This is a genomic window from Eleftheria terrae, assembly GCF_030419005.1.
Taxonomy (GTDB): domain Bacteria; phylum Pseudomonadota; class Gammaproteobacteria; order Burkholderiales; family Burkholderiaceae_C; genus Caldimonas; species Caldimonas terrae.
The window spans coordinates 469,027-495,866 of sequence record NZ_CP106952.1 but is presented as its reverse complement, the minus strand read 5'-3'; the positions used below and the strand labels follow the sequence as shown (position 1 = coordinate 495,866).

General features: G+C 71.4%; 2 protein-coding genes. Both read right to left on the bottom strand.

The features are described from left to right. Nucleotides 1-13: 13 nt before the first annotated feature. Nucleotides 14-7,318: a non-ribosomal peptide synthetase gene (locus N7L95_RS26210; protein ID WP_301260571.1), complete on the bottom strand. Its 7,305-nt coding sequence runs from the start codon at nucleotides 7,316-7,318 to the stop codon at nucleotides 14-16. Continuing rightward, nucleotides 7,315-26,832, bottom strand: coding sequence for a non-ribosomal peptide synthetase (locus N7L95_RS26205; protein WP_301260570.1), 19,518 nt, complete (start codon nucleotides 26,830-26,832; stop codon nucleotides 7,315-7,317). The genes N7L95_RS26210 and N7L95_RS26205 overlap by 4 nt, the downstream gene beginning before the upstream one ends. Nucleotides 26,833-26,840: the final 8 nt, after the last annotated feature.

Below are 26,840 nucleotides of genomic sequence, written 5' to 3'. Positions count from 1 at the left end.
GTAGGTTCCTTCCTCAGGAAAGCACGGTATCGGACAGGCGCAACGCGGGCCGCGGCCGGTTGGGTGCGGCAGCGCGTGGGCCCAGCAGGGCGCGGTTCATCGGGTGGGCGATCTGGGGAATCAGCGCCTCGTCCTGCATCATCGACATGTGGGTGCCCCCCACCGGGGTAATCTTCAAACGCGACCCGAGCAGGCGAGCCCAGCCGTTGCTGCGGTCCTCGCGTGCCGGCTCCTGCGCGCTGTACAGGTCGACGTCGAGCGCCAGCGCCGGCGCCACGTACTCCATGCAGGCGCGGGCGATGAGGTTGGCCACCTTGAAGCGCCGGCGCACTTCGTGGGCCGTCATGTCGGAGGCCACCCAGCCGTTGCGGCGGCATTCGGCCACCATCGCCTCCAGGTCGTCCAGGGAGAGCAGCGCGCGCAGCACCTGCGGCGGCAGGTCCGGGCGGATGTATTCGAGGATGCGGATCAGGTAGTGCTTGGCCTGGGCGATGTCGTTCTCCAGGTCCTCGGCTTGCACGTTGTAGGTGTCGATCATCCCCAGGAACTCCACCGCCTCCCCCTGGGCCAGCAGCTGGTGGGCGATCTCGTAGGCCACCATGCCGCCACCCGACCAGCCAGCCAGGCGGTAAGGCCCGACCGGCTGCACCGTCTTGATCTGCCTCAGGTAGGCGCCTGCCATGTCAGGGAGCGAGCGGTAGACCGGCGGGTCCTCATGCAGCGCGCAGGCCTCCAGGCTGTAGACGGGCACGTCGGCATCGATGAAGCGGGCCAGCCGGTCGTAGACCAGCACCGTGCCAAACCCTTCATGCAGGCAGAACAACGGCGGCCGCGATCCGGTGGTGCGGACCGGCACCAGCGTGGCATGCATGGCGACATCGGCCCGCCCGGGCTTCACGACGGCCGCCAGCGACTGCAGCGTCGACGCATCGAAGATCTGGCGCAGGTCCATCGCCAGCCCGCGGCGGCGTGAGACGTCAACCAGGCGGGTGATCATCAGCGAATGGCCACCCAGCTCGAAGAAGTTGTCCTGCCGCCCAACCCGCTCGACCTGCAGCAGCTCGCTCCAGATCTGCGCCAGCGCCACCTCCACCTCACCCTGCGGTGCCTCGTAGGCCCGCTGCGCAAAGGCGGTGCCGTCCGGCACCGGCAGCGCCCGCCGGTCCACCTTGCCGTTGGGCGTCAGCGGCAGCGCCTCCAGCACCACATACGCCGCCGGCACCATGTACTCCGGCAACGCCTTCGACAGCGCCTCGCGCAGCACCTGCGCCTGCGGCTTCTCCGCCTCGCTGCGCGCCACGAGGTAGGCCACCAGCCGCACCTCGCCCGGCACGTCCTCGCGCGCCAGCACCACGCTCTCGCGCACGCCCGGCTGGCGCGCCAGCTGCGCCTCGATCTCGCCCAGCTCGATGCGCAGCCCGCGGATCTTCACCTGGTGGTCACTGCGCCCCAGGTACTCCACCGTGCCGTCCGGCAGCCAGCGCCCCAGGTCCCCGGTCTTGTACATCCGCGCCCCGGGCTCGCCCGCAAACGGGTCGGCCACGAAGCGCTCGCGCGTCAGCTCCGGCCGGTTCAGGTAGCCGCGCGCCACCTGCACCCCGCCGATGTACAGCTCCCCGGGCGCCCCCACCGGCACCGGCTGCCCATGGCGGTCCAGCAGGTACAGCCGCGTGTTGGCGATCGGCCGCCCAATGTGGATCACCGCATCCTCCGGCCGGCTCACACCCGAGGTCGCCACCACCGTCGCCTCCGTCGGCCCGTAGTTGTTCACCAGCTCGAACGGCAGCCCCGCCGCCGGCAACCGCCCCAGCCGGTCGCCACCGGTCAGCAGCTGGCGCAGCCCTCGGCGATCGGCCTGCCCGCGCGACAGCGCCGCATCCGCCAGCGCCGTCACCAGGAAGCTGGTCTGCAGGTCCTCGCCCTGCCACCAGTCCAGCAGCGCCCCCGGGTCGCCCACCGTCGCCGCCGGCGGCAGCACCAGCGTCGCACCCATGCACAGCGCCGGCCACACCTCCCAGGTGCAGGCATCGAACGCCACCCCCGCCGTCGACGAGGTCCGCTCCCCCACCGCCAGCGGGAATTGCTCGCTGTGCCAGCCGATCAGGTTGGCCAGGTTGCGGTGCTCCACCATCACCCCGTTGGGCTGCCCGGTGGAGCCGGAGGTGTAGATCACATACGCCAGGCGCTCCGGCGCGCTGCCGGTCTCGGTGACCGGCAGCGGCGTGGCCGGCTGCGCCTCCCACGGGCGCTGCTCGCCGTCCATCTCCAGCACCGTCCACTCGCCCGACAGGTGGCCGCTGGCAGCCAGCTCCACCTGCGTGAGCACCACCCGCGGCGCACTGTCGCTGAGCATGTGCTGCCAGCGCTGCGGCGGGTAGGCCGGGTCCAGCGGCACATACGCTGCGCCGGCCTTGAGCACCGCCAGCATCGCCATCACCAGCTCGGGGCCGCGCCTCAGGCACAGCGCCACCCGGTCCTCCGCACCCACGCCCAGCGCCCGCAGCTGATGCGCCAGCCGGTTGGCTTGCTCATCCAGCGCCTGGTAGCTCAGGCGCCGGCCTTCGTGCTCGACGGCCACCGCCTCGGGCGTGCCAGCCGCCCGCCGCTCGAACAGCTCGTGCACGCACAGGCCCTGCGGATACGGGCGCTTCGTGTCATTCCACGCCAGCAGCACCTGCTGCCGCTCCGCCTCGCCGACGATCGGGATCGCGTCCACCGCCTGCGCCTCGTCCTGCACCATGCCGCGCAGCAGCGCTTCCAGGTAGCCCACATGCCGCTGCATCGTCGCCGCCTCGAACAGCGCCGTCGCGAAGCACAAGGTGCCGGTGATGCGGTCCTGCGCCTCCTGCAGCTCCAGCGTCAGGTCGAACTTGGCGTTGGCCGGCTGCACCGCCATCTCCTCCAGGCTCAGCCCCTGCAGCTCGAACGGCGTGCGCGGTGCGTTCTGCCACGCAAACATCAGCTGGAAGATCGGGCTGTGCGCCAGCGTGCGCTGCGGCCTCAGCGCCTCCACCACCTGCTCGAACGGCAGGTCCTGGTGGCTCTGTGCCTGCAGCACCTGCTCGCGCACCTGCGCCAGCAGCTGCGCCACGCTCGGGCGGTCGCTGAAGTCCAGCTTCAGCGCCAGCGTGTTGACGAAAAAGCCGATCAGCGGCTCCACCTCGGCCCGCGTGCGGTTGGCCACCGGCGTGCCGATCACCACCTCGTCCTGCCCCGCCAGCCGCGCCACCAGCGCGCCCCAGGCCGCCAGCAGCGTCATGTACAGCGTCGTGCCATGGCGTTGCGACAGCGCCTTGAGCGCCGCGCTCAGCTCCGGGCTGAACTCGACCGGCAGGCTCTGCCCGCGGTAGTCCTGCACCGCCGGGCGCGGCCGGTCGGTCGGCAGCGTCACCAGCGCCGGGGCGCTGGCCAGCTGCTCGCGCCAGAAGGCCAGCTGCCGCTGCTGCACCTCGCCAGCCAGCCACTCGCGCTGCCACACCGCGTAGTCCGCGTACTGCACCGGCAGTGCCGGCAGCGGGTCGACCTGATGCGCCAGCCCCTGCACCGCATAGGCGCGGTACAGCTCGCTCAGCTCGCCGGTCAGCACACCCAGGGACCAGCCGTCGGAGATGATGTGGTGCATCGTCAGCAACAGCACATGGTCCTGCTCGCCCAGCCGCAGCAGGCGGCCGCGCACCAGCGGCCCTTGTGCCAGGTCGAACGGCGCCTCGGCCTCGGCCGCCACCCAGTGTTCCAGCGTCCCCGGCGCTCCGCTCAGGTCGTGGTGCAGCAGGGTGAAGCGGCCGCTGCGCGCGATACGCTGCACCGGTTGGCCGTCCATCACCTCGAAGCGGGTGCGCAGCGCCTCGTGGCGCTGCACGATGCGATCCAGCGCCGCCTGCAACGCGGCTGGGTCCAGGGCCCCCCGCAGGCGCAGGCTGCCCATCATGTGATAGGCCGTGCTCGCCTGCAGCCCGGTCTGGGCGATGAACCACAGGCGTTGCTGTGCAAAGGACAGCGGCAGGTGCTCCGGCCGCGCCAGGGGGACGAGGTCGGGCTGGGAGCTGGAAGGCGCCTGGTTCGTCAAGGCGGCGAAATCGCCCAGCACCGGGCTGGCGAACAGGCTCGACACCGCCACTTCCAGGCCCAGGCGCTGCCGCAGCCTGGAGATCATCTGCACCGCCAGCAGCGAATGGCCACCCAGCTCGAAGAAGTTGTCCTGCCGCCCGACCCGCTCGACCTGCAGCAGCTCGCTCCAGATCTGCGCCAGCGCCACCTCCACCTCACCCTGCGGCGCCTCGTAGGCCCGCTGCGCAAAGGCGGTGCCGTCCGGCACCGGCAGCGCCCGCCGGTCCACCTTGCCGTTGGGCGTCAGCGGCAGCGCCTCCAGCACCACATACGCCGCCGGCACCATGTACTCCGGCAACGCCTTCGACAGCGCCTCGCGCAGCACCTGCGCCTGCGGCTTCTCCGCCTCGCTGCGCGCCACGAGGTAGGCCACCAGCCGCACCTCGCCCGGCACGTCCTCGCGCGCCAGCACCACGCTCTCGCGCACGCCCGGCTGGCGCGCCAGCTGCGCCTCGATCTCGCCCAGCTCGATGCGCAGCCCGCGGATCTTCACCTGGTGGTCACTGCGCCCCAGGTACTCCACCGTGCCGTCCGGCAGCCAGCGCCCCAGGTCCCCGGTCTTGTACATCCGCGCCCCGGGCTCGCCCGCAAACGGGTCGGCCACGAAGCGCTCGCGCGTCAGCTCCGGCCGGTTCAGGTAGCCGCGCGCCACCTGCACCCCGCCGATGTACAGCTCCCCGGGCGCCCCCACCGGCACCGGCTGCCCATGGCGGTCCAGCAGGTACAGCCGCGTGTTGGCGATCGGCCGCCCAATGTGGATCACCGCATCCTCCGGCCGGCTCACACCCGAGGTCGCCACCACCGTCGCCTCCGTCGGCCCGTAGTTGTTCACCAGCTCGAACGGCAGCCCCGCCGCCGGCAACCGCCCCAGCCGGTCGCCACCGGTCAGCAGCTGGCGCAGCCCTCGGCGATCGGCCTGCCCGCGCGACAGCGCCGCATCCGCCAGCGCCGTCACCAGGAAGCTGGTCTGCAGGTCCTCGCCCTGCCACCAGTCCAGCAGCGCCCCCGGGTCGCCCACCGTCGCCGCCGGCGGCAGCACCAGCGTCGCACCCATGCACAGCGCCGGCCACACCTCCCAGGTGCAGGCATCGAACGCCACCCCCGCCGTCGACGAGGTCCGCTCCCCCACCGCCAGCGGGAATTGCTCGCTGTGCCAGCCGATCAGGTTGGCCAGGTTGCGGTGCTCCACCATCACCCCGTTGGGCTGCCCGGTGGAGCCGGAGGTGTAGATCACATACGCCAGGCGCTCCGGCGCGCTGCCGGTCTCGGTGACCGGCAGCGGCGTGGCCGGCTGCGCCTCCCATGGGCGCTGCTCGCCGTCCATCTCCAGCACCGTCCACTCGCCCGACAGGTGGCCGCTGGCAGCCAGCTCCACCTGCGTGAGCACCACCCGCGGTGCGCTGTCGCTGAGCATGTGCTGCCAGCGCTGCGGCGGGTAGGCCGGGTCCAGCGGCACATACGCTGCGCCGGCCTTGAGCACCGCCAGCATCGCCATCACCAGCTCGGGGCCGCGCCTCAGGCACAGCGCCACCCGGTCCTCCGCACCCACGCCCAGCGCCCGCAGCTGATGCGCCAGCCGGTTGGCTTGCTCATCCAGCGCCTGGTAGCTCAGGCGCCGGCCTTCGTGCTCGACGGCCACCGCCCCGGGCGTGCCAGCCGCCCGCCGCTCGAACAGCTCGTGCACGCACAGGCCCTGCGGATACGGGCGCTTCGTGTCATTCCACGCCAGCAGCACCTGCTGCCGCTCCGCCTCGCCGACGATCGGGATCGCGTCCACCGCCTGCGCCTCGTCCTGCACCATGCCGCGCAGCAGCGCTTCCAGGTAGCCCACATGCCGCTGCATCGTCGCCGCCTCGAACAGCGCCGTCGCGAAGTTCAGCGTACCGACGATGCGGTCGCGGGTTTCCTGCAATTCCAGTGTCACGTCGTACTGGGCGACATGCTGGCCGGCGCGCGCCGGCAGGCCCTGCAGGTTCAAGCCCCCCAGGTCGAGCCCGTCGTCCGGCGTGTTCTGCCAGGCAAAGGTGAGCTGGAAGATCGGGTTGTGCGCCAGCGTGCGCTCGGGCTTGAGCGCTTCCACCACCTGCTCGAACGGCAGGTCCTGGTGGCCCTGCGCCTGCAGCACCTGCTCGCGCACCTGCGCCAGCAGCTGCGCCACGCTCGGGCGGTCGCTGAAATCCAGCCGCAGGGCCAGGATGTTGACGAAGAAGCCGATCAGCGGCTCCACCTCGACCCGCGTGCGGTTGGCCACCGGCGTGCCGATCACCACCTCGTCCTGCCCCGCCAGCCGCGCCACCAGCGCGCCCCAGGCCGCCAGCAGCGTCATGTACAGCGTCGTGCCGTGGCGTTGCGACAGCGCCTTGAGCGCCGCGCTCAGCTCCGGGCTGAACTCGACCGGCAGGCTCTGCCCGCGGTAGTCCTGCACCGCCGGGCGCGGCCGGTCGGTCGGCAATGTCGACAGCGCCGGGGCAGTCGCCAGCTGCTGGCGCCAGAAGGCCAGCTGCCGTTGCTGCACCTCGCCAGCCAGCCACTCGCGCTGCCACACCGCGTAGTCGGCGTACTGCACCGGCAGTGGCGGCAGCGGATCGACCTGATGCGCCAGCCCCTGCACCGCATAGGCGCGGTACAGCTCGCCCAGCTCATGGGCCAGCACGCCCAGCGACCAGCCGTCGGAGACGATGTGGTGCATCGTCAGCAACAGCACATGGTCCTGCTCGTGCAGACGCAGCAGCCGGCCGCGCACCAGGGGCCCTTGCGCCAGGTCGAACGGCGCGCTCGCCTCCACGCCTCGCCAATGCTCGATGGCCGCGTCGCCCGTCTGCTCCCCGACCGACAGGTCATGACGCAGCAGCGTGAAGCGGCCGGTCGGCGCGATGCGCTGCACCGGCTGCCCGTCGGCCACGTCGAACTGCGTGCGCAGGGCTTCATGCCGCTGCACGATGCGGTCCAGGGCCGCCTGCAGCGCTGCCTCGTCGAGCGGGCCGCGCAAGCGCAGTCCGAACGGCAGCGAATGCGCCGCTGGCCACATCTGCGCGATGAACCACAGGCGCTGCTGCGCGAACGACAGGGGCCAATGCTCACGCGGGGCGGTCCGCGCCGGAATGCCCGCTGGACGCGCCGATGGCTTGGTCTTCGCCCGCGCGGCCTTGGCCAGGAGAAGGACGGCCTCGCGCTCGGCGCGAGTCATGTTTTCCAGGGTCGGGTTGTTCATTGCATCCCACTTTTCTGCTGGGCGACGATCGATTGCAGGGCGTCGGCATCGAACTGCGCCAGCTGGTAGTCGACGATGGCGTCGGAGAACTCCGAGAGCCGGGCCTTGGAGAACAGGGTGGCCAGCGAGATCTCGATGTCCCATTCGCTGCGGACCCTCGAGATCAACTGCGTGGCCAACAGCGAATGCCCGCCCAGCTCGAAGAAGTGGTCGTTGCGCCCGACGCGCTGCACGCGCAGCAGCTCGCTCCAGATCTGCGCCAGCGTGGTCTCCGTGTCTCCCTGCGGCGGTTCATGGGCGCTGCGTGCGAGCCCGGTGTCGGCCGGCGCAGGCAGCGCCTTGCGGTCCACCTTGCCGTTGGGCGTCAGCGGCAAGGCCGGCAAGACAACCCATGCCGCCGGCACCATGTAGTCAGGCAAGGCCTCGGCCAGGGCGCGACGCAGGGCCTGCGGGTCGAGCTCGTTGCCCGCGGTGCCGGACACATAGGCGGCGAGGTACTTGCTGTCGCCCGGGTTGTCCTCGCGTGCCAGCACCAGGGCTTCCCGCACCCCAGGCTGGGCCAGCAGCCGCGCCTCGATCTCGCCCAGCTCGATGCGGAAGCCGCGGATCTTCACCTGATGGTCGTTGCGGCCCAGGTAGTCGAGCCTGCCGTCCGCACGCCAGCGGCCGAGGTCGCCCGTCTTGTACATGCGGGCGCCGGGCTCGGTGGCGAACGGGTCGGCCACGAAGCGTTCACGCGTCAACTGCGGCTGGTTGAGGTAGCCACGCGCCACGCCGGCCCCGCCGATGAAGATCTCGCCCACCACGCCGGGCGGCACCAGCTGGCCCCGCGCGTCGAGCAGGTAGACGGTGGTGTTGGCCACCGGCCGGCCGATCGACGGATCGAAGCCCTCGGCACGTGCCATGCGCGTCCAGGTGGAGTAGGTCGTGGTCTCCGAAGGGCCGTAGAGGTTGCACAGGCTGGCCACGCCGGTGGTGTTGAACAGCTCCTCGACCAGGTGGCGCTTGAGCGGCTCGCCCGCGACATTGACGACACGCACGCTGGCCGGCACCGCGCCCTGGCTGACGACGGCCTGCAAGGCAGAAGGCACCGTGTTGATCAGCGACACCGGCAGCGCCCGCGTGGCCAGGGCCAGGATGTTGTCGACCAGGTGGACGCAGCCGCCGCAGCTCAGCGGTGCGAAGCACTCGAACACCGCGAGGTCGAAGTTCAGCGACGTCGAGAACAGCGTGTGGCGCAGCTCGTCGACCGAGAACGACTGGCGCGCCCAGAGGATGAAGTTGACCGCGTTGGCATGCTCGATCATCACGCCCTTGGGCTGCCCGGTGGAGCCGGAGGTGTAGATCACGTACGCGCCATGGCTGGGGCTCAGGCCCAGTTCGGCCGCCGGCAGGTTGTCGGCCGGCAGCGCCTCCCAGGGCCGGTGCGGGCCGTCCAGCTCCAGCACCGTGCCTTCGCCGCGCGCCATGTCCAGCGCAGCCTGCGTGAGCACCACGCGAGGTGCGCTGTCGCGCAGCATGTACTCCAAGCGCTCCCGTGGGTAGGCCGGGTCGAGCGGCACATACGCGCCGCCCGCCTTCAGCACCGCCAGCATGGCCACCACCATCTCCACGCTGCGCTGCAGGCAGAGGGCCACTCGCGTATCGGGTCCGACACCCAGGCCCCGCAGATGACGGGCCAGCTGGTTGGCCCGCTGGTTCAGCGTCTGGTAGCTCAGCCGCCGATCCTCATGCGCCAGCGCGGTCGCATGCGGCGTGGCTGCGGACTGGCGCTCGAACAACTCATGCAGGCAGCCGGCTTCCTGCGGCCAGTCCGCGCGCGTGTCGTTCCAGGTGGCGAGCAGCTGGCGGCGTTCGGCCTCGCCGAGCACGTCGAGCTGCCAGGACGGCGTCTGCGGCGCCTGCTCCAGCGCGTCGGCCAGGCGCTCGAGCACCTGGTGCATGTAGGCGCACACCTGCCGGGCCTCGACCGGTTGCGCAATCTGCGCGCTCAGCTCGAAGTCCTCGCCCAGGTCGTCCACCGACAGCATGAACGGGTAGTTGTTGCGCTCCTGCACCGTCAGCACGTCGAGGCCATGGGCCCAGTCGGGCGTCTGTGCGCCTTCGGCAGCCTCCGCGCTGTGGCGATAGTTGAACAAGGCCGAGAACAGCGGCGTGCCGGCCGGCAAGGCGCTGCAGCGCTGCGCCAGCGCGAGCGAGGCATGCTCGTGGCGCATCAGGCCCGACAGGGCGGCCTGGGTCTGGCGCACCCCGTCCTGCACGCCGAGCTCGCCCAACCGCACGCGGATCGGCAAGGTGTTGATGAACAGGCCCATCGCCCGCTCGGTGCCGGCCCCGCCCTGCAGGCGGCCGAACAACACGGTGCCGAACACCACGTCATCCCGCCCGGTGGCCTTGGCCAGCACCTGCGCCCAGGCCCAGTGGAACAGGCTCGCCGTGCTCACGCCCAGGGTCCGGGCTTGCTGGCGCAGGCGGTGCGACAAGGCCCGCGACAGGCCCAGGTGCGCCTCGTGCACGTTGCTGCCGTCGCCATGCACGTCCAGCAGGCCGAACGGCGCGGTGGGCTCGTCCACATCGCCCAGCATCTGGCGGAAGAAGGCCTCATGCTCCTGCGCGCTCACACCCAGCCGCGCCTGCGCCACGAAGTTGCGGAACGGCACCGGCGCCGGCAGCTCCTGCGCCCGGCCGGACAGGATCAGTCCGATCTCGTGCAACAACACGTCCAGTGCCAGGTGATCCAGCGCCAGGTGGTGGTGCAGCAGCTGCAGCAACCAGCGACCGCCGTTGCGGTCGAAGGCAAGGTTGCCCCGCATCAGGGGTGCCCGCTGCAGGTCGAGCCGCACGCGACGTGGATCGGCCTGCTCGGCCAGCCGGGTGGCCGTATCGCCTTCCGGCAGGTCGGGCGTTCCCACCTCGAAGCGGGCCTGCCGCCACACCACCTGCACCGGCTCGCGCAGGCCCGCCCACACGATGGAGGTGCGCAGCACGTCATGGCGATCGATGACCTGCTGCAAGGCCTGCACGAACCCGTCCAGGCGCTCACGCGAGTCAAACGCCAGGATGGTCGACAACAGGTAGGCGTCCCCCTGCGCCTGCAACAGGTGATGGAACAGGATGCCTTCCTGCAGCGGCGCCAGCGGATAGATGTCCTGCACATTGGCCGCGCCACCCGGGACCGTGGCGACGATGCGCTCGATGTCGGCCGCGTCGAGGTCGATCAGCGGCAGCATCTGCGGCGTGATGTCCTGGCAGCCCGCCGGGATCGCGCTGGCCGGCACCACCACCTCGCGCGAGCCGGCACGCCGGGCCTCCTCCACCGCCTCGGCAAGTGCAGCCAGCGTCGGGTGGGCGAACAGCGCGCTGGTGTCGACCTGCAGCTCCTCGCGCCGCAGCCGGCCCATCAATCGCAAGGCCAGCAACGAATTGCCGCCCAGCTCGAAGAAGTTGTCGCGCCGCCCCACGCGCTCCACCCGCAGCAGCTCGCTCCAGATGCCGGCCAGCATGGTCTCGACCGGGCCTTGCGGCGCCTCGTAGTCGCGCTGCGCCAATGCCGCGTCCTCGGGCATCGGCAGCGCCCGGCGGTCCAGCTTGCCGTTCTGCGTCACCGGCAGCGCTGCCAGCACCACGTAGGCCGCCGGCACCATGTAGTCGGGCAGCGACTGGGCCAGCGCCTCGCGCAGTCGCAGCGCGTCGGGTTCCGCGCCGTGGTTCGCCACCACATAGGCCACCAGGCGCCGCTCGCCCGGCACATCCTCGCGTGCCAGGACCACCGCTTCGCGCACGCCGGGCTGGCGCATCAGCTGGGCCTCGATCTCGCCCAGCTCGATGCGGAAGCCGCGGATCTTCACCTGCTCGTCGATGCGGCCCAGGAACTCCAGCTCGCCGTCGCCGCGGTAGCGCACCAGGTCGCCGGTCTTGTACAGCCGGCCCTCGCCGAACGGGTCGGCAATGAAGCGCTCCTGCGTCAGCGACGGCTGGTTGATGTAGCCCCGCGCCACACCGGCCCCGCCGATGTACAGCTCGCCCACGCAGCCGACGGGCTGCAGCTGCAGCGCCGCCCCGAGCACGTACAGCCGGGTGTTGGCGATCGGCCGGCCGATCGGCGCCGCGGCCGATCCGGCCAGGGACGGCAGCTGCCCGGCACTCGCCAGCGTCCACACGCTGCAACCCACCACCGTCTCGGTCGGGCCGTATTCGTTGACGAAGCGGGCCTGCGGCAGCAGCTCGCCCTTCCAGCGCTGCAGCGTCGCCGAGCTCAGCTGCTCGCCGCCCACCACGATGCAGTGGGGCGCCGGGCCGGACGCTGCCTCGCGCTCCAGGTAGGACAAGGCTTCCAGGTGCGCCGGCGTGATCTTGAACAGCCAGCCCTCGCCCGGCGCGAACAGGCGCGCCGACAGGTGGGCCAGCGTGTGCTCGTCGTCGGGCAGCAGCCACACCGGCTTGCCGGCCAGCAGGGGCGGCAGCAGGGTGGTGAGCGTGGCGTCGAAGCACAGCGGCGAGCTGACCACCGACCCGGCCAGGCCGGGCAGGTAGGTCTCCACCGCATACGAGAGGTAGTTGGCGAGACCGCGGTGCTCGATCATCACCCCCTTGGGCCGCCCGGTGGAGCCGGAGGTGTAGATCACATACGCCAGGTCGTCTGCCGCCACCGACGGCAGCTCGCCCTGGGCATAGTCATCCATCCAGTCGGGCTCGGTCGCCGCGCCGTCCATCAGGACGACGTCCACACCATTGAGCGGCAGGTCGTTGATGGTGTCGGCTTCCAGCAGGGCCCAGCCGATGCCGGCGTCCTGCACCATGTAGGCCAGGCGGTCCTTCGGCAGCTTGGGCTCCAGCGGCACATAGGCACCGCCGGCCTTGAGCACGCCCAGCAGCGCAATCACCAGCGCCGGTGAACGCGCCAGGTAGATGCCCACCCGTGCGCCGGGTGTGACACCGGCGTCGACCAGGTAGCGCGCCAGCCGGTCCGCCTTGGCATTGAGCTGGGCGTAGCTCAGTTCCTGTTCCTGGTAGCGCAGGGCCGGCGCGTCGGGCGTGCGCGCCGCCTGCGCCTCGAACCGGGCGTGGAAGGTGTCTTGCGGATACGCACGATCCGTGGCGTTCCACTCCCCGCACAGTCGCTCGCGCTCGGCGTCGTCGAGCATCGGCGCCTGGTCGATGCGGCCTTGCGGCGCCTCAGTCATCGTCTGCAGCAGGCGCACGAAGTGACGCATCATCTGCGCCACCAGCGCCTCTTCGAGCAGCTCGGTGTTATAGACCAGCCGCGCCTCGAAGCCGCCGTCCCTCGGGAACATGCAGAGGTGCAGGTCATAGCTGCCATGGCCGAGGTTGGTCTCCACCGGCCGGGCGACGACAGCGCCGCTGCGGATGGCCTGGCCGGCAGCCTCGTCGTACTGGAACACGATGTCGAACAGCGTGCCGCAGCGGGTGGCCTGCGCTTGGCCAAGCTTGGCAACCAGCAGGTCGAACGGCATGCCGCCATGCTGCACGGCCCGCGTGCGGGTACGCGCGACCTGGGCCATGAGGGCCGCGAAATCAGCCTCGGCGGGGACCGTGTGGCGCAGCACCAGCAGGTTGGACAGCGGCCCGACCACGCCCTGCAGCCCGTTCGCGTCACGGCCGGCCACGCTGGTGCCGATGACCAGTTCGTCATGCCCGGCATAGCGCCTGAGCACAGCCAGGAAGCCGGTGAGCAGCACGTCTTCGATGGACAGCGCGCCGTCCTGGGCCACCGCGCGCAGGCGGGTTCCCAGCTCGGCGTCGATGGCAAAGCCATGGCGGCCGGCGCTGAACCGGTGGGTCGCCGGCCGTGGCCGGCTCAGCGGCAGCTCGATGGCCTGCAGCCTGCCGTTCAGCTGCTGCTTCCAGTACAGCAGCCAGGGCTCGACCACCTCCGGCCCGAGGCTCGATTGCCAGCGCGCATGGTCGACGACACCCAGCGTCAGCGCCGGCACCTCCGGCATGCGGCCCTCGACGAGCGCCGCGTACACGGTCACCAGCTCGTGGGCCAGCAGCTGCAGCGAACGCCGGTCGGCCACGATGTGGTGGGTGGTGACGCACAGCCAGCTGGCTTCGCCCGGCTTGCGCAGCAGGGCCGCCCGCACGAGGCGGCCGCCATCGAGGCGGAACGGCCGCTGCACCTCGGCGACCGCACGCGCCAGCAGCGCATCGCCCTCGGCCAGCTCGATCGGCTCCAGCACCAGCGGCGCCTCGTCCTCCACGCTTTGCCAGACCGTCGATCCCTCGCTGCCGATGCGGGCGCGCAGTGCGCCGTGGCGGGCCACCACGATGTTGAGTGCTGCCTCCAGCTGTGCGGCCTGGACCGCCTCACCCAGGTCCAGCAGCAAGGGCAGGTTGTGATAGGTCGGTGCGGCTTCGTACACCACGCCCGCCTCGGCCCGGTCGATGGACCACAGCCGCTGCTGGTGCGGCGACAGGCCGGCGCGGGCCGAGGCCGGCTCGGCGGCGATGACCTCGTATGCCGCCACCGGCAGGGGCTCGGGCAGTCCCAGCTCGTCGAGGCGCGCCGCCGGCGCGGCAACCACCGCCTCCAGCAGCCGCGTGAAGCGCGCCGCCAGGCGCTCGATGGTGGCGGCCTCGAACAAGGCCGCGTCGTACTCGTAGGCCACCTGCAGGCCGCCGTCGCGCTCGGTCACATACAGCGTGAGGTCGAACTTCACCGTGTATTCCGAAGGCGGCAGCACTTGCAGGCTCAGCTCGGGCAGGCTCACCACCTGGTCGGGCATGTTCTGCATCTGCAGCATCACCTGGAACAAGGGCGGCACCCCGGGCAGCCGCGTCGGCTTGAGCCGGTCCAGCAGCGTGTCGAACGGCAGCTCCTGGTGCAGGTAGCCCTGGATCAGCGTCGTGCGCACCTGCTGCAGCAGCGACTCGAAGCTCTGCGCGGGATCGAGCCGGGTGCGGATCACTTGCGTATCGAGCAGCAGCCCGATCAGCGGCTCCAGCTCGCTGCGATTGCGGTTGGCCACCACGGTGCCGACATTGAGGTCGGTCTGCCCGGTGTAGCGCGACAGCAGCACGTTGAAGGCCGCCATCAGCACCATGAACAGCGTGCTGGTGTGGCGCCCGGCCAACTCGTGCAAGGCGGCGGTAGTCGCCTCCGGCACCTGGCCGTAGACCATGCCACCGACGAACCCCTGCACCGGCGGGCGCGGATGGTCGGTCGGCAACGCAGACAGCAAGGGACTGCCGGCGAGCTGGCCACACCAGTACGTGAGCAGGCGCTCCTGGGTCGCTGCATCGAGCCAGCGGCGCTGCCACAGGGCGTAGTCCGCGTATTGCACCGGCAGTGGCGGCAAGGGGTCCTGCGCATAGGCGACGCCATCGGCCGCGTAGGCGCGGTAGAGCGCGCTCAGCTCCTCGGCCAGCACACCCAGCGACCAGCCGTCGGAGACGGTGTGGTGCATGGTCAGCAGCAGCACATGGTCCTGCGCGTCCAGCCGCAACAGGCGGCCGCGAATCAGCGGGCCGCGGCCGAGGTCGAAGGGCTCGCGTGCCTCGACACGGCTCCAGTGCTCGATGACGGCGTCGCGCTGGCCGGCCTCGACGGGCAGGTCCTGGAATGCCAATGCAAAGCGCGCGGTCGCACCGATGCGCTGCACCGGCCGGTCGTCCACCCGCTCGAAATGCGTGCGGAGCACCTCGTGCCGCTGCACGATGCGGTCCAGCGTCGCTTGCAGCGCCGGCTCGTCGAGCCGGCCGCGCAGCCGCAGACCGATCGGCATGTGGTAGGCCGCGCTGGCTTCCTTGCCCAGCTGGGCCGCCAGCCACAGGCGCTGCTGGGCGAATGACAGGGGGATGGCCTCGGGTCGCTCGCTGGGCACCAGCGGCGGCAGCGCGGTGGCCTGGGTCTCGCTCGCCACGCGGGCGAAGTCGTGCAGCACCGGATGCGCGAACAGGCTGGCCAGCGGCACATCCAGGCCCGAGCGCTGGCGCAGGCGGGAGATCATCCGCACTGCCAGCAACGAATGTCCGCCCAGCTCGAAGAAATGGTCGTTGCGTCCCACCTGCCCGACCCGCAGCAGCTCGCCCCAGATCAGGGCCAGCGCCGACTCCACCGGGCCCTGCGGGGCGGCGTAGTCACGCTGCGACGGGGCGGCCGCGCCTTGCGGCGCGGGCAGCGCCTTGCGGTCGAGCTTGCCGTTGGGGGTGAGTGGCAGGGCGTCCAGCACCACCCAGGCGGCTGGCACCATGTAGTCCGGCAGCTGCCGCGCCAGCACCTGGCGCAGGGCCTGCGGATCGACCGCCGCAGCGGGCGCCGCCACCACGTAGGCAACCAGGCGCTTGTCGCCCGGCTCGTCCTCGCGCGCCAGCACCGCCACCGCCTGCACGCCGGGCTGCCGTCCGATCTGCGCCTCGATCTCACCCAGCTCGATGCGCAGGCCGCGGATCTTCACCTGGTGGTCGTTGCGGCCGAGGTATTCCACCGTGCCGTCGGGCAGCCAGCGGCCCAGGTCGCCGGTCTTGTACATGCGCGCACCCGGCCGCGTGGCGAAGGGATCGGCCACGAAGCGCTCGCGCGTCAGCTCGGGACGGTTCAGGTAGCCGCGCGCCACCTGCACGCCGCCGATGTGGATCTCGCCGACCACACCCGCCGGCACCGGCTGGCCGTGCGGCGCCAGCACATAGATGGCGGTGTTGGCGATGGGGGCGCCGATCGGGATGTTGTCGGGCAGCTCGGGCGCGTCGCAGGTCCAGGCCGTGACGTCCACCGTCGCTTCGGTCGGGCCATAGAGGTTGTGCAAGCCGGCCTGCGGCAGCACTTGCCGCACGCGCCGAGCCAGCACGCCGGGCAAGGCCTCACCGCTGCAGATGACACGCCGCAGGCTGTCGCACCGGGAGGCCCCCTCACTGTCGACGAACACCTGCAGCAGCGAAGGCACGAAGTGGACCGTGGTGATGCGGTGCGCCTGGATCACCTCCGCCAGGTAGGCCGGGTCCTTGTGGCCTTCCGGGCGGGCCATCACCAGCCGCGCGCCCTGCATCAGGGGCCAGAAGAACTCCCACACCGACACGTCGAAGCCGAACGGCGTCTTCTGCAGCACCGCGTCGCCGGCGGTCATGCCATAGGCCTGCTGCATCCACGCCATGCGGTTGACGACGCCGCCGTGCTCGACCATCACCCCCTTGGGCAGGCCGGTGGAGCCGGAGGTGTAGATCACGTAGGCCAGGTGCTGCGGGGCCAGCCCGAGGTCGGCACTCGCCAGGTTGGTGGCCGGCTGCGACTCCCAGGGCCGCTGCGGGCCGTCGAGGTCGATCACCGCCGCCTCGCCCGCCACGCCGCGGGCCACTTCGAGGCCCAGCTGCGTGAGCACCACGCGCGGCGCGCTGTCGCTCAGCATGTGGTCGAGCCGGTCGCGCGGATAGGACGGGTCGAGCGGGACATAGGCAGCCCCGGCCTTCAGCACCGCGAGGATGGCCACCACCATCTCCACACTGCGCTGCAGGCAGATCGCCACCCGCTCGTCGGGACCGACGCCCAGCCCGCGCAGGTGGTGGGCCAGCTGGTTGGCCCGCTCGTTGAGCGCCTGGTAGCTCAGGCGCTGCGCCTCGCACTCCAGGGCAATGGCCTGCGGCGTGGCGGCGGCCTGCCGCTCGAACAGCTCGTGGATGCAGACTTCGCCCCAGGGCCAGGTCTGCTGCGTGTCGTTCCAGCCAGCCAGCACCTGCCGGCGCTCGGCATCGCCCAGCACGTCGATCTGCCACGACGGCGTCTGCGGCGACTGCTCGAGGGCGTCGACCAGCCGCTCCAGCGCGTTGTGCATGTACTCGCAGACGCGCTGCGCCTCCACCGGCTCGGCGATCTGGGTGCTGAGCGCAAAGTCCTCGCCCAGGTCGTCCACCGACAGGGTGAAGGGATAGTTGGTGCGCTCCTGCACCGCCAGCACGTCCACGCCCTGCGCCCAGGCCGGCGTGGCGGCCTCGCCACCGGCCGGGGTGCTGTGGCGGTAGTTCAGCAGGGCCGAGAACAGCGGCACGCCCGTCGGCAGGGCACTGCAGCGCTGCGCCAGGGCCAGCGGTGCATGCTCGTGGCGCACCAGGCCCGACAGCGTCGCATGGGTCTGGCGGATGCCGTCCTGCACCCCGAGCTCGCCCAGCCGCACCCGCATCGGCAGGGTGTTGATGAACAGGCCCATGGCACGGTCGGTGCCGTCGCCGCCCTGCAGGCGGCCGAACAGCACCGTGCCGAACACCACGTCCTCGCGGCCGGTGGTCTTGGCCAGCACCTGGGCCCAGGCCCAGTGGAACAGGCTGGCCGCGCTGACACCCAGCACGCGGGCCTGGCGGCGCAGGCGCTGCGACAGTGCCGGCGCCAGCACGGCCTGCGCCTCGTGCACGTTCTCGCCGTCGCCATGCACATCCTGCAGGCCGAACGGTGCGGTCGGCTCGTCCACGTCGCCCAGCATCTGGCGGAAGAACGCCTCGTGCTCCTGCTCGCTCACGCCCAGGCGGGCCTCGGCCACAAAGTTGCGGAACGGCACCGGCGCGGGCAGCTCCCCGGCGCGGCCGGCCTGGATCAGCCCGATCTCCTCCAGCATCAGGTCGCCGGTGACATGGTCCATCACCAGGTGGTGCTGCAGGAGCTGCAGCAGCCAGCGCTGGCTGGCCTCGTCGAAGGCGGCGAAGCCACGCATCAGCGGTGCCTGCCGCACGTCGAGCCGGTAGTGGCGGGGATCGGCATGCCGGGCCAGCCTGGCCGCGGTGTCGCCGCCGCGCAGGTCAAGCGTCTCCACCTGCAGCCGCGCCTCGCGCCAGACCACCTGCACCGGCTCGGCCAGGCCATCCCAGAGCACCGCAGTGCGCAGCGCGTCATGGCGGTCGACGACCTGTTGCAGCGCCTGCACGAAGCCGTCCAGGCGCTCGCGCGACTCGAAGGACAAGGTGCTCGTCAGCAGGTAGGGGTCGCCGCGGGTCTGCAACAGGTAGTGGAACAGGATGCCTTCCTGCAGCGGCGCCAGGGGATAGATGTCCTGCACGTTGGCCGCGCCGCCTGGCACGCTGGCGACGATGCGCTCGATCTGCGCCGCGTCGAGCTCCACCAGGGGCAGCATCGCCGGGGTGATGGCCCGGCAGCCCGGCTCGATGGCGTTGGCCGGCACCACCGTGCCGCGCCAGCCGGCACGCCGGGCCGCTTCCACCGCGCGGGCCAGGGCCGCCAGCGTCGGCTGGGCGAACAGGGTGCGGATGTCGGCATGCAGCTCCTCGCGCCGCAGCCGCTCCATCAATTGAACTGCCAGCAGCGAGTGGCCGCCGAGCTCGAAGAAGTTGTCGTTGCGCCCCACCCGCTCGACACGCAGCAGGTGGCTCCAGATGCGCGCCAGCACCGTCTCGACCTCGCCTTGCGGCGCCTCGTAGGCGCGCTGCGCGAAGGCGGCGTCCTGCGGCATCGGCAGCGCCCGGCGATCGAGCTTGCCGTTGGGCGTGAGCGGCCATGCCGGCAGCACCACGTAGGCGGCCGGCACCATGTAGTCCGGCAGCTGCTGCGCCAGGGCCTGGCGCAAGGCCTGCGGATCGAGACCGGCCCCGGGCGTGCCGAGCAGGTAGGCCACCAGCCGCTGGCCGCCGGCTGCATCTTCGCGCGCCAGCACGCGCGCCTCGCGCACGCCCGCCTGCTGCACCAGCGCCGCTTCGATCTCGCCCGGCTCGATGCGGAAGCCGCGGATCTTGAGCTGCTCGTCGTTGCGGCCGAGGTATTCCAGCGTGCCGTCCGCGCGCCAGCGCCCGAGGTCGCCGCTCTTGTACATGCGTGCCTGCGGCGAAGCCGCGAACGGGTCGGGCACGAAGCGCTCGCGGGTCAAGCCCGGCTGGTTCAGGTAGCCGCGCGCAAGTGCCGCGCCGCCGATATGGATCTCGCCCGGCACGCCGATGGGCACCGGCTCGCCGCGGCGGTCGAGCAGGTAGATGGCGGTGTCGGCCACAGGCCGGCCGATGTGCACGTCCTCACGCTGCTGCACCTCCTGCACGGTCGCCACCACCAGCGTCTCGGTCGGGCCATAGGTGTTGAAGAGGCGCGGCCGGTGGCCGGCGCGCTCCACCCAGTGAGCGACCGCCTGGGCATCCACCGCCTCGCCGCCGATGATCACGCAGCGCACGCTGTCCGGCACCACGGCAGCGGGATCGCCCACGATGTGATGCCAGAACTGCGTCGGCAAGTCCGCCACCGTGATGCGCGAGGCAGCGCACAGGCGCCAGAACGCCGAGCCGCTGCCCAGCCACTCCTGCGTGCGCAACACCAGGGCCGCACCCTGGGTCAGTGCACCCAGGATCTCTTCGACCGACGCATCGAAGTTGATCGAGGCGAACTGCAGGACCCGGTCGGAGGCCTGCAAGCCATAGCGGCCGGCCAGTCCCGCAATGCGGCGGCACAGCGGCCCGTGCTCCACCGCCACCCCCTTTGGCTGCCCGGTGGAGCCGGAGGTGTAGATCACATAGGCCAGGTGATGCGGCGCCAGGCCGATCTCGCCCGCCGACGGGTTGCTTGCGGGCAGTGCCTCCCACGGCCGCCGGGAGCCGTCGAGCTCCAGCACGCTCACCTCGCCGGCCAGCCCGTGTGCGGCGTCCAGCCCTGCCTGCGTCAGTACAAGGCGCGGCGCGGCGTCGCGCAGCATGTGCTGCAGCCGCTCGCGCGGGTAGGCCGGGTCCAGCGGCACGTAGGCACCGCCGGCTTTCAGCACCGCAAGGATGGCCACCACCATTTCGATGCTGCGCGAGAGGCACACGGCCACCCGCTCGTCCGGGCCGACGCCCAGGCCACGCAGGTGATGCGCCAGCTGGTTGGCGCGTTCGTTGAGCGCCTGGTAGCTCAGGCGCCGGTCTTCGTGCTCCAGCGCCGTGGCCTGGGGCGTGGCCACCGCCCGTTGCTCGAACAACGTGTGGATGCAGGCGGCCGGGCCTGCCTCGTTGCGGGTGTCGTTCCAGCCTGCCAGCACCTGGTGGCGCTCGGCCTCGTCCAGCACGTCGATGCGCCACGACGGCGTCTGCGGTGCCTGCTCCAGCGCATCGGCCAGCGCCTGCAGGGCACGCTGCATGTAGCCACACACGCGCCGCGCGTCGATGGGCTGCGCCACCTGCACGCTCAAGCCGAAGTTCTCACCCAGGTCGTCCACCGACAGGTCCAGCGGGTAGCTGGTGCGCTCCTGCGTGGATACCACGTCCAGCCCGTGCGTCCAGCCCGGCTTGCCCGCGCCATCGGCGGTCTCGGCGCTGTGGCGGTAGTTCAACAAGGCCGAGAACAGCGGCGTGCGCGCCGGCAAGGCGCTGCAACGCTGCGCCAGGGCCAGCGTGGCATGTTCGTGCTGAACCAGGCCGGACAGCGCTGCATGCGCCTGGCGCACGCCCTCCCGCACATGGGTGTCGCCCAGGCGCACCCGGATCGGCAGGGTGTTGATGAACAGTCCCATCGCCCGGTCGGTCCCCGCAGCGCCCTGCAGGCGGCCGAACAGCACGGTGCCGAAGACGACGTCTTCGCGGCCGGTGGTTTTCGCGAGCACCTGCGCCCAGGCCCAATGGAACAGGCTGGCCGCGCTGACACCGAGGGACCGCGCCTGCTGCCGCAGGCGCCGCGACAGCGACACGTCCAGCTCGAGTTGCGCCTCGTGCACCTGGTCACCGCCGCCGTGCACGTCGAGCAGGCCGAACGGCGCGGTCGGCTCGTCGACGTCACCCAGCATCTGGCGGAAGAAGGCCTCGTGCTCCTGCTCGCTCACGCCCAGGCGGGCCTGGGCCACGAAGTTGCGGAAGGGCATCGGTGCCGGCAGTTCCTGCCCGCGCCCGGACTGGATCAGTGCAATCTCCTGGAACAGCACGTCCAGTGCGGTGTGGTCGAGCACCAGGTGGTGGTGGACCAGCTGCAGCAACCACCGCTGACCGCGCGGGTCGAACGCCGCGACGCCCTGCATCAGCGGGGCACGCTGCAGGTCGAGCCGCATGTGGCCGGGATCGGCGCGGCGGTTCAGCGCGGCCGGCACGTCCGGGTCGGCCACGTCCAGCGTCTGCACGTCGAGCCGTGCCTCGCGCCACACCACTTGCACCGGCACGTCCAGGCCCTGCCACAGCACGGCAGTGCGCAGGATGTCGTGGCGGTCGATGACCTGCTGCAGCGCCTGCGCGAAATCGTCGAGCTGCTGCCGGGTGTCGAAGGCCAGCGTGAACGACAGCAAGTACGGGTCGCCCTGCTGCTGCAGCAGGTGGTGGAACAGGATGCCTTGCTGCAGCGGCGCAAGCGGGTAGATGTCCTGCACATTGGCCGCGCCGCCGGGCACCGCGGCGACGATGCGCGCGATCTGCTCGGCGTCGATGTCCAGCAGCGGCAGCATCTGGGGCGTGATGGCCTGGCACCCGGCCGGAATGGCGTTGGGGGGCACCACCACTTCGCGCACGCCGGCTTGCCCGGCCTGTTGCACGGCCTGTGCCAGTGCAGCCAGGGTGGGCCTGGCAAACAGGGTGCTGATGTTGGCGTGCAGGCCCTGGCGACGCATGCGCTCCATCAGCTGCACCGCCAGCAGCGAATGGCCACCCAGCTCGAAGAAGTTGTCCTGCCGCCCAACCCGCTCGACCTGCAGCAGCTCGCTCCAGATCTGCGCCAGCGCCACCTCCACCTCACCCTGCGGTGCCTCGTAGGCCCGCTGCGCAAAGGCGGTGCCGTCCGGCACCGGCAGCGCCCGCCGGTCCACCTTGCCGTTGGGCGTCAGCGGCAGCGCCTCCAGCACCACATACGCCGCCGGCACCATGTACTCCGGCAACGCCTTCGACAGCGCCTCGCGCAGCGCCTGCGCCTGCGGCTTCTCCGCCTCGCTGCGCGCCACGAGGTAGGCCACCAGCCGCACCTCGCCCGGCACGTCCTCGCGCGCCAGCACCACGCTCTCGCGCACGCCCGGCTGGCGCGCCAGCTGCGCCTCGATCTCGCCCAGCTCGATGCGCAGCCCGCGGATCTTCACCTGGTGGTCGCTGCGCCCCAGGTACTCCACCGTGCCGTCCGGCAGCCAGCGCCCCAGGTCCCCGGTCTTGTACATCCGCGCCCCGGGCTCGCCCGCAAACGGGTCGGCCACGAAGCGCTCGCGCGTCAGCTCCGGCCGGTTCAGGTAGCCGCGCGCCACCTGCACCCCGCCGATGTACAGCTCCCCGGGCGCCCCCACCGGCACCGGCTGCCCATGGCGGTCCAGCAGGTACAGCCGCGTGTTGGCGATCGGCCGCCCAATGTGGATCACCGCATCCTCCGGCCGGCTCACGCCCGAGGTCGCCACCACCGTCGCCTCCGTCGGCCCGTAGTTGTTCACCAGCTCGAACGGTAGCCCCGCCGCCGGCAACCGCCCCAGCCGGTCGCCACCGGTCAGCAGCTGGCGCAGCCCTCGGCGATCGGCCTGCCCGCGCGACAGCGCCGCATCCGCCAGCGCCGTCACCAGGAAGCTGGTCTGCAGGTCCTCGCCCTGCCACCAATCCAGCAGCGCCGCCGGGTCGCCCACCGTCGCCGCCGGTGGCAGCACCAGCGTCGCACCCATGCACAGCGCCGGCCACACCTCCCAGGTGCAGGCATCGAACGCCACCCCCGCCGTCGACGAGGTCCGCTCCCCCACCGCCAGCGGGAATTGCTCGCTGTGCCAGCCGATCAGGTTGGCCAGGTTGCGGTGCTCCACCATCACCCCGTTGGGCTGCCCGGTGGAGCCGGAGGTGTAGATCACATACGCCAGGCGCTCCGGCGCGCTGCCGGTCTCGGTGACCGGCAGCGGCGTGGCCGGCTGCGCCTCCCACGGGCGCTGCTCGCCGTCCATCTCCAGCACCGTCCACTCGCCCGACAGGTGGCCGCTGGCAGCCAGCTCCACCTGCGTGAGCACCACCCGCGGCGCACTGTCGCTGAGCATGTGCTGCCAGCGCTGCGGCGGGTAGGCCGGGTCCAGCGGCACATACGCTGCGCCGGCCTTGAGCACCGCCAGCATCGCCATCACCAGCTCGGGGCCGCGCCTCAGGCACAGCGCCACCCGGTCCTCCGCACCCACGCCCAGCGCCCGCAGCTGATGCGCCAGCCGGTTGGCTTGCTCATCCAGCGCCTGGTAGCTCAGGCGCCGGCCTTCGTGCTCGACGGCCACCGCCTCGGGCGTGCCAGCCGCCCGCCGCTCGAACAGCTCATGCACGCACAGGCCCTGCGGATACGGGCGCTTCGTGTCATTCCACGCCAGCAGCACCTGCTGCCGCTCCGCCTCGCCGACGATCGGGATCGCGTCCACCGCCTGCGCCTCGTCCTGCACCATGCCGCGCAGCAGCGCTTCCAGGTAGCCCACATGCCGCTGCATCGTCGCCGCCTCGAACAGCGCCGTCGCGAAGCACAAGGTGCCGGTGATGCGGTCCTGCGCCTCCTGCAGCTCCAGCGTCAGGTCGAACTTGGCGTTGGCCGGCTGCACCGCCATCTCCTCCAGGCTCAGCCCCTGCAGCTCGAACGGCGTGCGCGGTGCGTTCTGCCACGCAAACATCAGCTGGAAGATCGGGCTGTGCGCCAGCGTGCGCTGCGGCCTCAGCGCCTCCACCACCTGCTCGAACGGCAGGTCCTGGTGGCTCTGTGCCTGCAGCACCTGCTCGCGCACCTGCGCCAGCAGCTGCGCCACGCTCGGGCGGTCGCTGAAGTCCAGCCTCAGCGCCAGCGTGTTGACGAAAAAGCCGATCAGCGGCTCCACCTCGGCCCGCGTGCGGTTGGCCACCGGCGTGCCGATCACCACCTCGTCCTGCCCCGCCAGCCGCGCCACCAGCGCGCCCCAGGCCGCCAGCAGCGTCATGTACAGCGTCGTGCCATGGCGTTGCGACAGCGCCTTGAGCGCCGCGCTCAGCTGCGGGCTGAACTCGACCGGCAAACTCTGCCCGCGGTAGTCCTGCACCGCCGGGCGCGGCCGGTCGGTCGGCAGCGTCACCAGCGCCGGGGCGCTGGCCAGCTGATCGCGCCAGAAGGCCAGCTGCCGCTGCTGCACCTCGCCAGCCAGCCACTCGCGCTGCCACACCGCGTAGTCGGCGTACTGCACCGGCAGTGCCGGCAGCGGGTCGACCTCACGATCCACGCCCTCCAGCGCGTACGCGCGGTACAGCTGGGCCAGCTCACTGGTCAGCACTCCCTGCGACCAGCCGTCCGAGACGATGTGGTGCATCGTCAGCAACAGCACGTGCTCACGCGCGCCGAGGCGCAGCAGGCGGCCGCGGATCAGTGGGCCCTGGGCCAGGTCGAAGGGCGCTTCGGCCTCGATGCGCTGCCAGTGCGCCACGGCCTCCACACCCGAGCGACCCTCGGCGGCCACGTCATGGCGCACCAAGGCCAGGCCACTCGCCTCGACGATGCGTTGCACCGGCTGGCCATCCACCAGGTCGAAATGCGTGCGCAGCGCCTCGTGGCGCTGCACGATGCGGTCGAGTGCGGCCTGCAATGCCGCTTCGTCCAGCGCGCCCCGCAGCTGCATGCCGACCGACAGGTGATAGGCCGCGCGGGCCGCGTCGCCCATGCGCGCGATGAACCACAGGCGCTGTTGGGCAAAGGACAGCGGCAGCTGCTCGGGCCGCCGGCCCGGCACGATGACGGGCAACTGGCTGGCCGGCGCCTGCTCGACCACCGCGGCAAAGTCGCGCAGCACAGGATGGGCGAACAAGCTCGAGACCGCCACCTCCCGCTCCAGGCGCTGGCGCAGCCGCGAGCTCATCTGCACGGCCAGCAGCGAATGCCCGCCCAGCTCGAAGAAATGGTCGTCGCGGCCGATGCGCTCGACCCGCAGCAGCTCCTGCCAGACGTCGGCCAGGGCCGCTTCGTGCCCGTCCTGCGGGGCCACGTAGGCGCGCTGCGCGAATGCGCGGCGCTGCGGCGCTGGCAAGGCCTGGCGATCGAGCTTGCCGTTGGGCGTCATCGGCAACGTCGGCAAGGCCACATAGGCGGCCGGCACCATGTACTCGGGCAGGGTCCGCGCCAGTGCCTGGCGCAAGGCATGCGGATCGATCTCCTGCGCTTGCGGGCCGGCGACCACATAGGCCACCAGGCGCTTGTCGCCGGGCACATCCTCGCGCACCAGCACCGCGGCCTCGCGAACACCGGGCTGCTTCACCAGCTGCGCCTCGATCTCGCCGAGCTCGATGCGCAGGCCGCGCAACTTGACCTGCTGGTCATTGCGGCCCAGGTAGTCCAGCGTGCCATCGGCCCGCCAGCAGGCGAGGTCGCCCGTCTTGTACAGGCGCCCGGCGGGCTGCGTCGCGAACGGGTCCTCGACGAAGCGCTCACGCGTCAGCGCCTCCCGGTTCAGGTAGCCACGCGCCACGCCCGCGCCGCCGATGTACAGCTCGCCCGGCACGCCCACTGGCACTGGACGCCGCTGCTCGTCAAGCACATACACCTGCATGTTGGCGATTGGCCGGCCGATCGGTGGACGGCCGTCGACGGGCAGCCTGCACTCGTGCCAGGTCGCCCACACGGTGGTCTCGGTCGGACCGTAGGCGTTGATGAAGCGCCTTCCAAACGCCCAGCGTTCCACCAGCGCCGGCGGGCAGGCCTCACCGGCCACCACCAGCGTCCGCACGCTCGCGAGGCAGCCCGGGTCGTCGATGGCCGCCAGCACGGACGGCGTCAGGGTGGCGTGGGTGATGCGCTGCTCGACCAGCAGGCGGGTCAGCACCGTGCCCGCCACCACCGCACCGGCCGCAGGCAGATGCAGCGACGCCCCGTTGCACAAGGCCATCACCATCTCGAACAGGCAGGCATCGAAGCTGAAGGAGGCGCATTGCAGGATGCGGCTGTCGGGCTCGACCGCGAAGGCGCGCACCTGGGCCGTCGCCAGGTTGCACACGCCGCGGTGCTCGACCATGACCCCCTTGGGTTGCCCCGTCGAGCCCGAGGTATAGATCACATAGGCCAGGTGATGCGGCTCGAGCCCCATCGCGCTGCGCGGCAGGCGGCTGCGCGGTTGCGCCGACCAGGCGGCTGCGTCGGCCTGCACGTCGAGCATCGCCGCCCGCGGCGGCAACGCCTCGCGCAGCGAGGCACGCAGCCCTGCAGCCACATCGGCATGCGTCAGCAGGACCGTGGGCGCACTGTCGCGCACCATGTACTCGAGCCGCTCGACGGGATAGGCCGGGTCCAGCGGCACATAGGCGCCACCGGCCTTCCAGGTGGCCAGCACCGCCGTCATGCGTTGCAGGCCACTGGGCATGCAGATCGCGACACGCGCGTCCGGCCCCACGCCGAGTGCGCGCAGATGGTGTGCCAGCTGATTGGCCAGTTCATCGAGCGCGCGATAGCTCAGCTGCTCGCCCTGGCATGCCAGGGCGAGCGCCTGTGGCGCACGATCGGCCTGGCCTTCGAACAACTCGTGGATGCACCGGTCCTGCGGGTAGTCGCAAGCGGTGTCGTTCCACATCGTCAGCACTTGTCGACGCTCCTGCTCGCTCATCACGCCGGCATCCGGAGCGGGGACCTGCAATGGCCCCGGGGCGGACCCGCTCGACAAGGTTGCTTCGGAACTGCCGTCGTACTTGCTCATACTCCAAG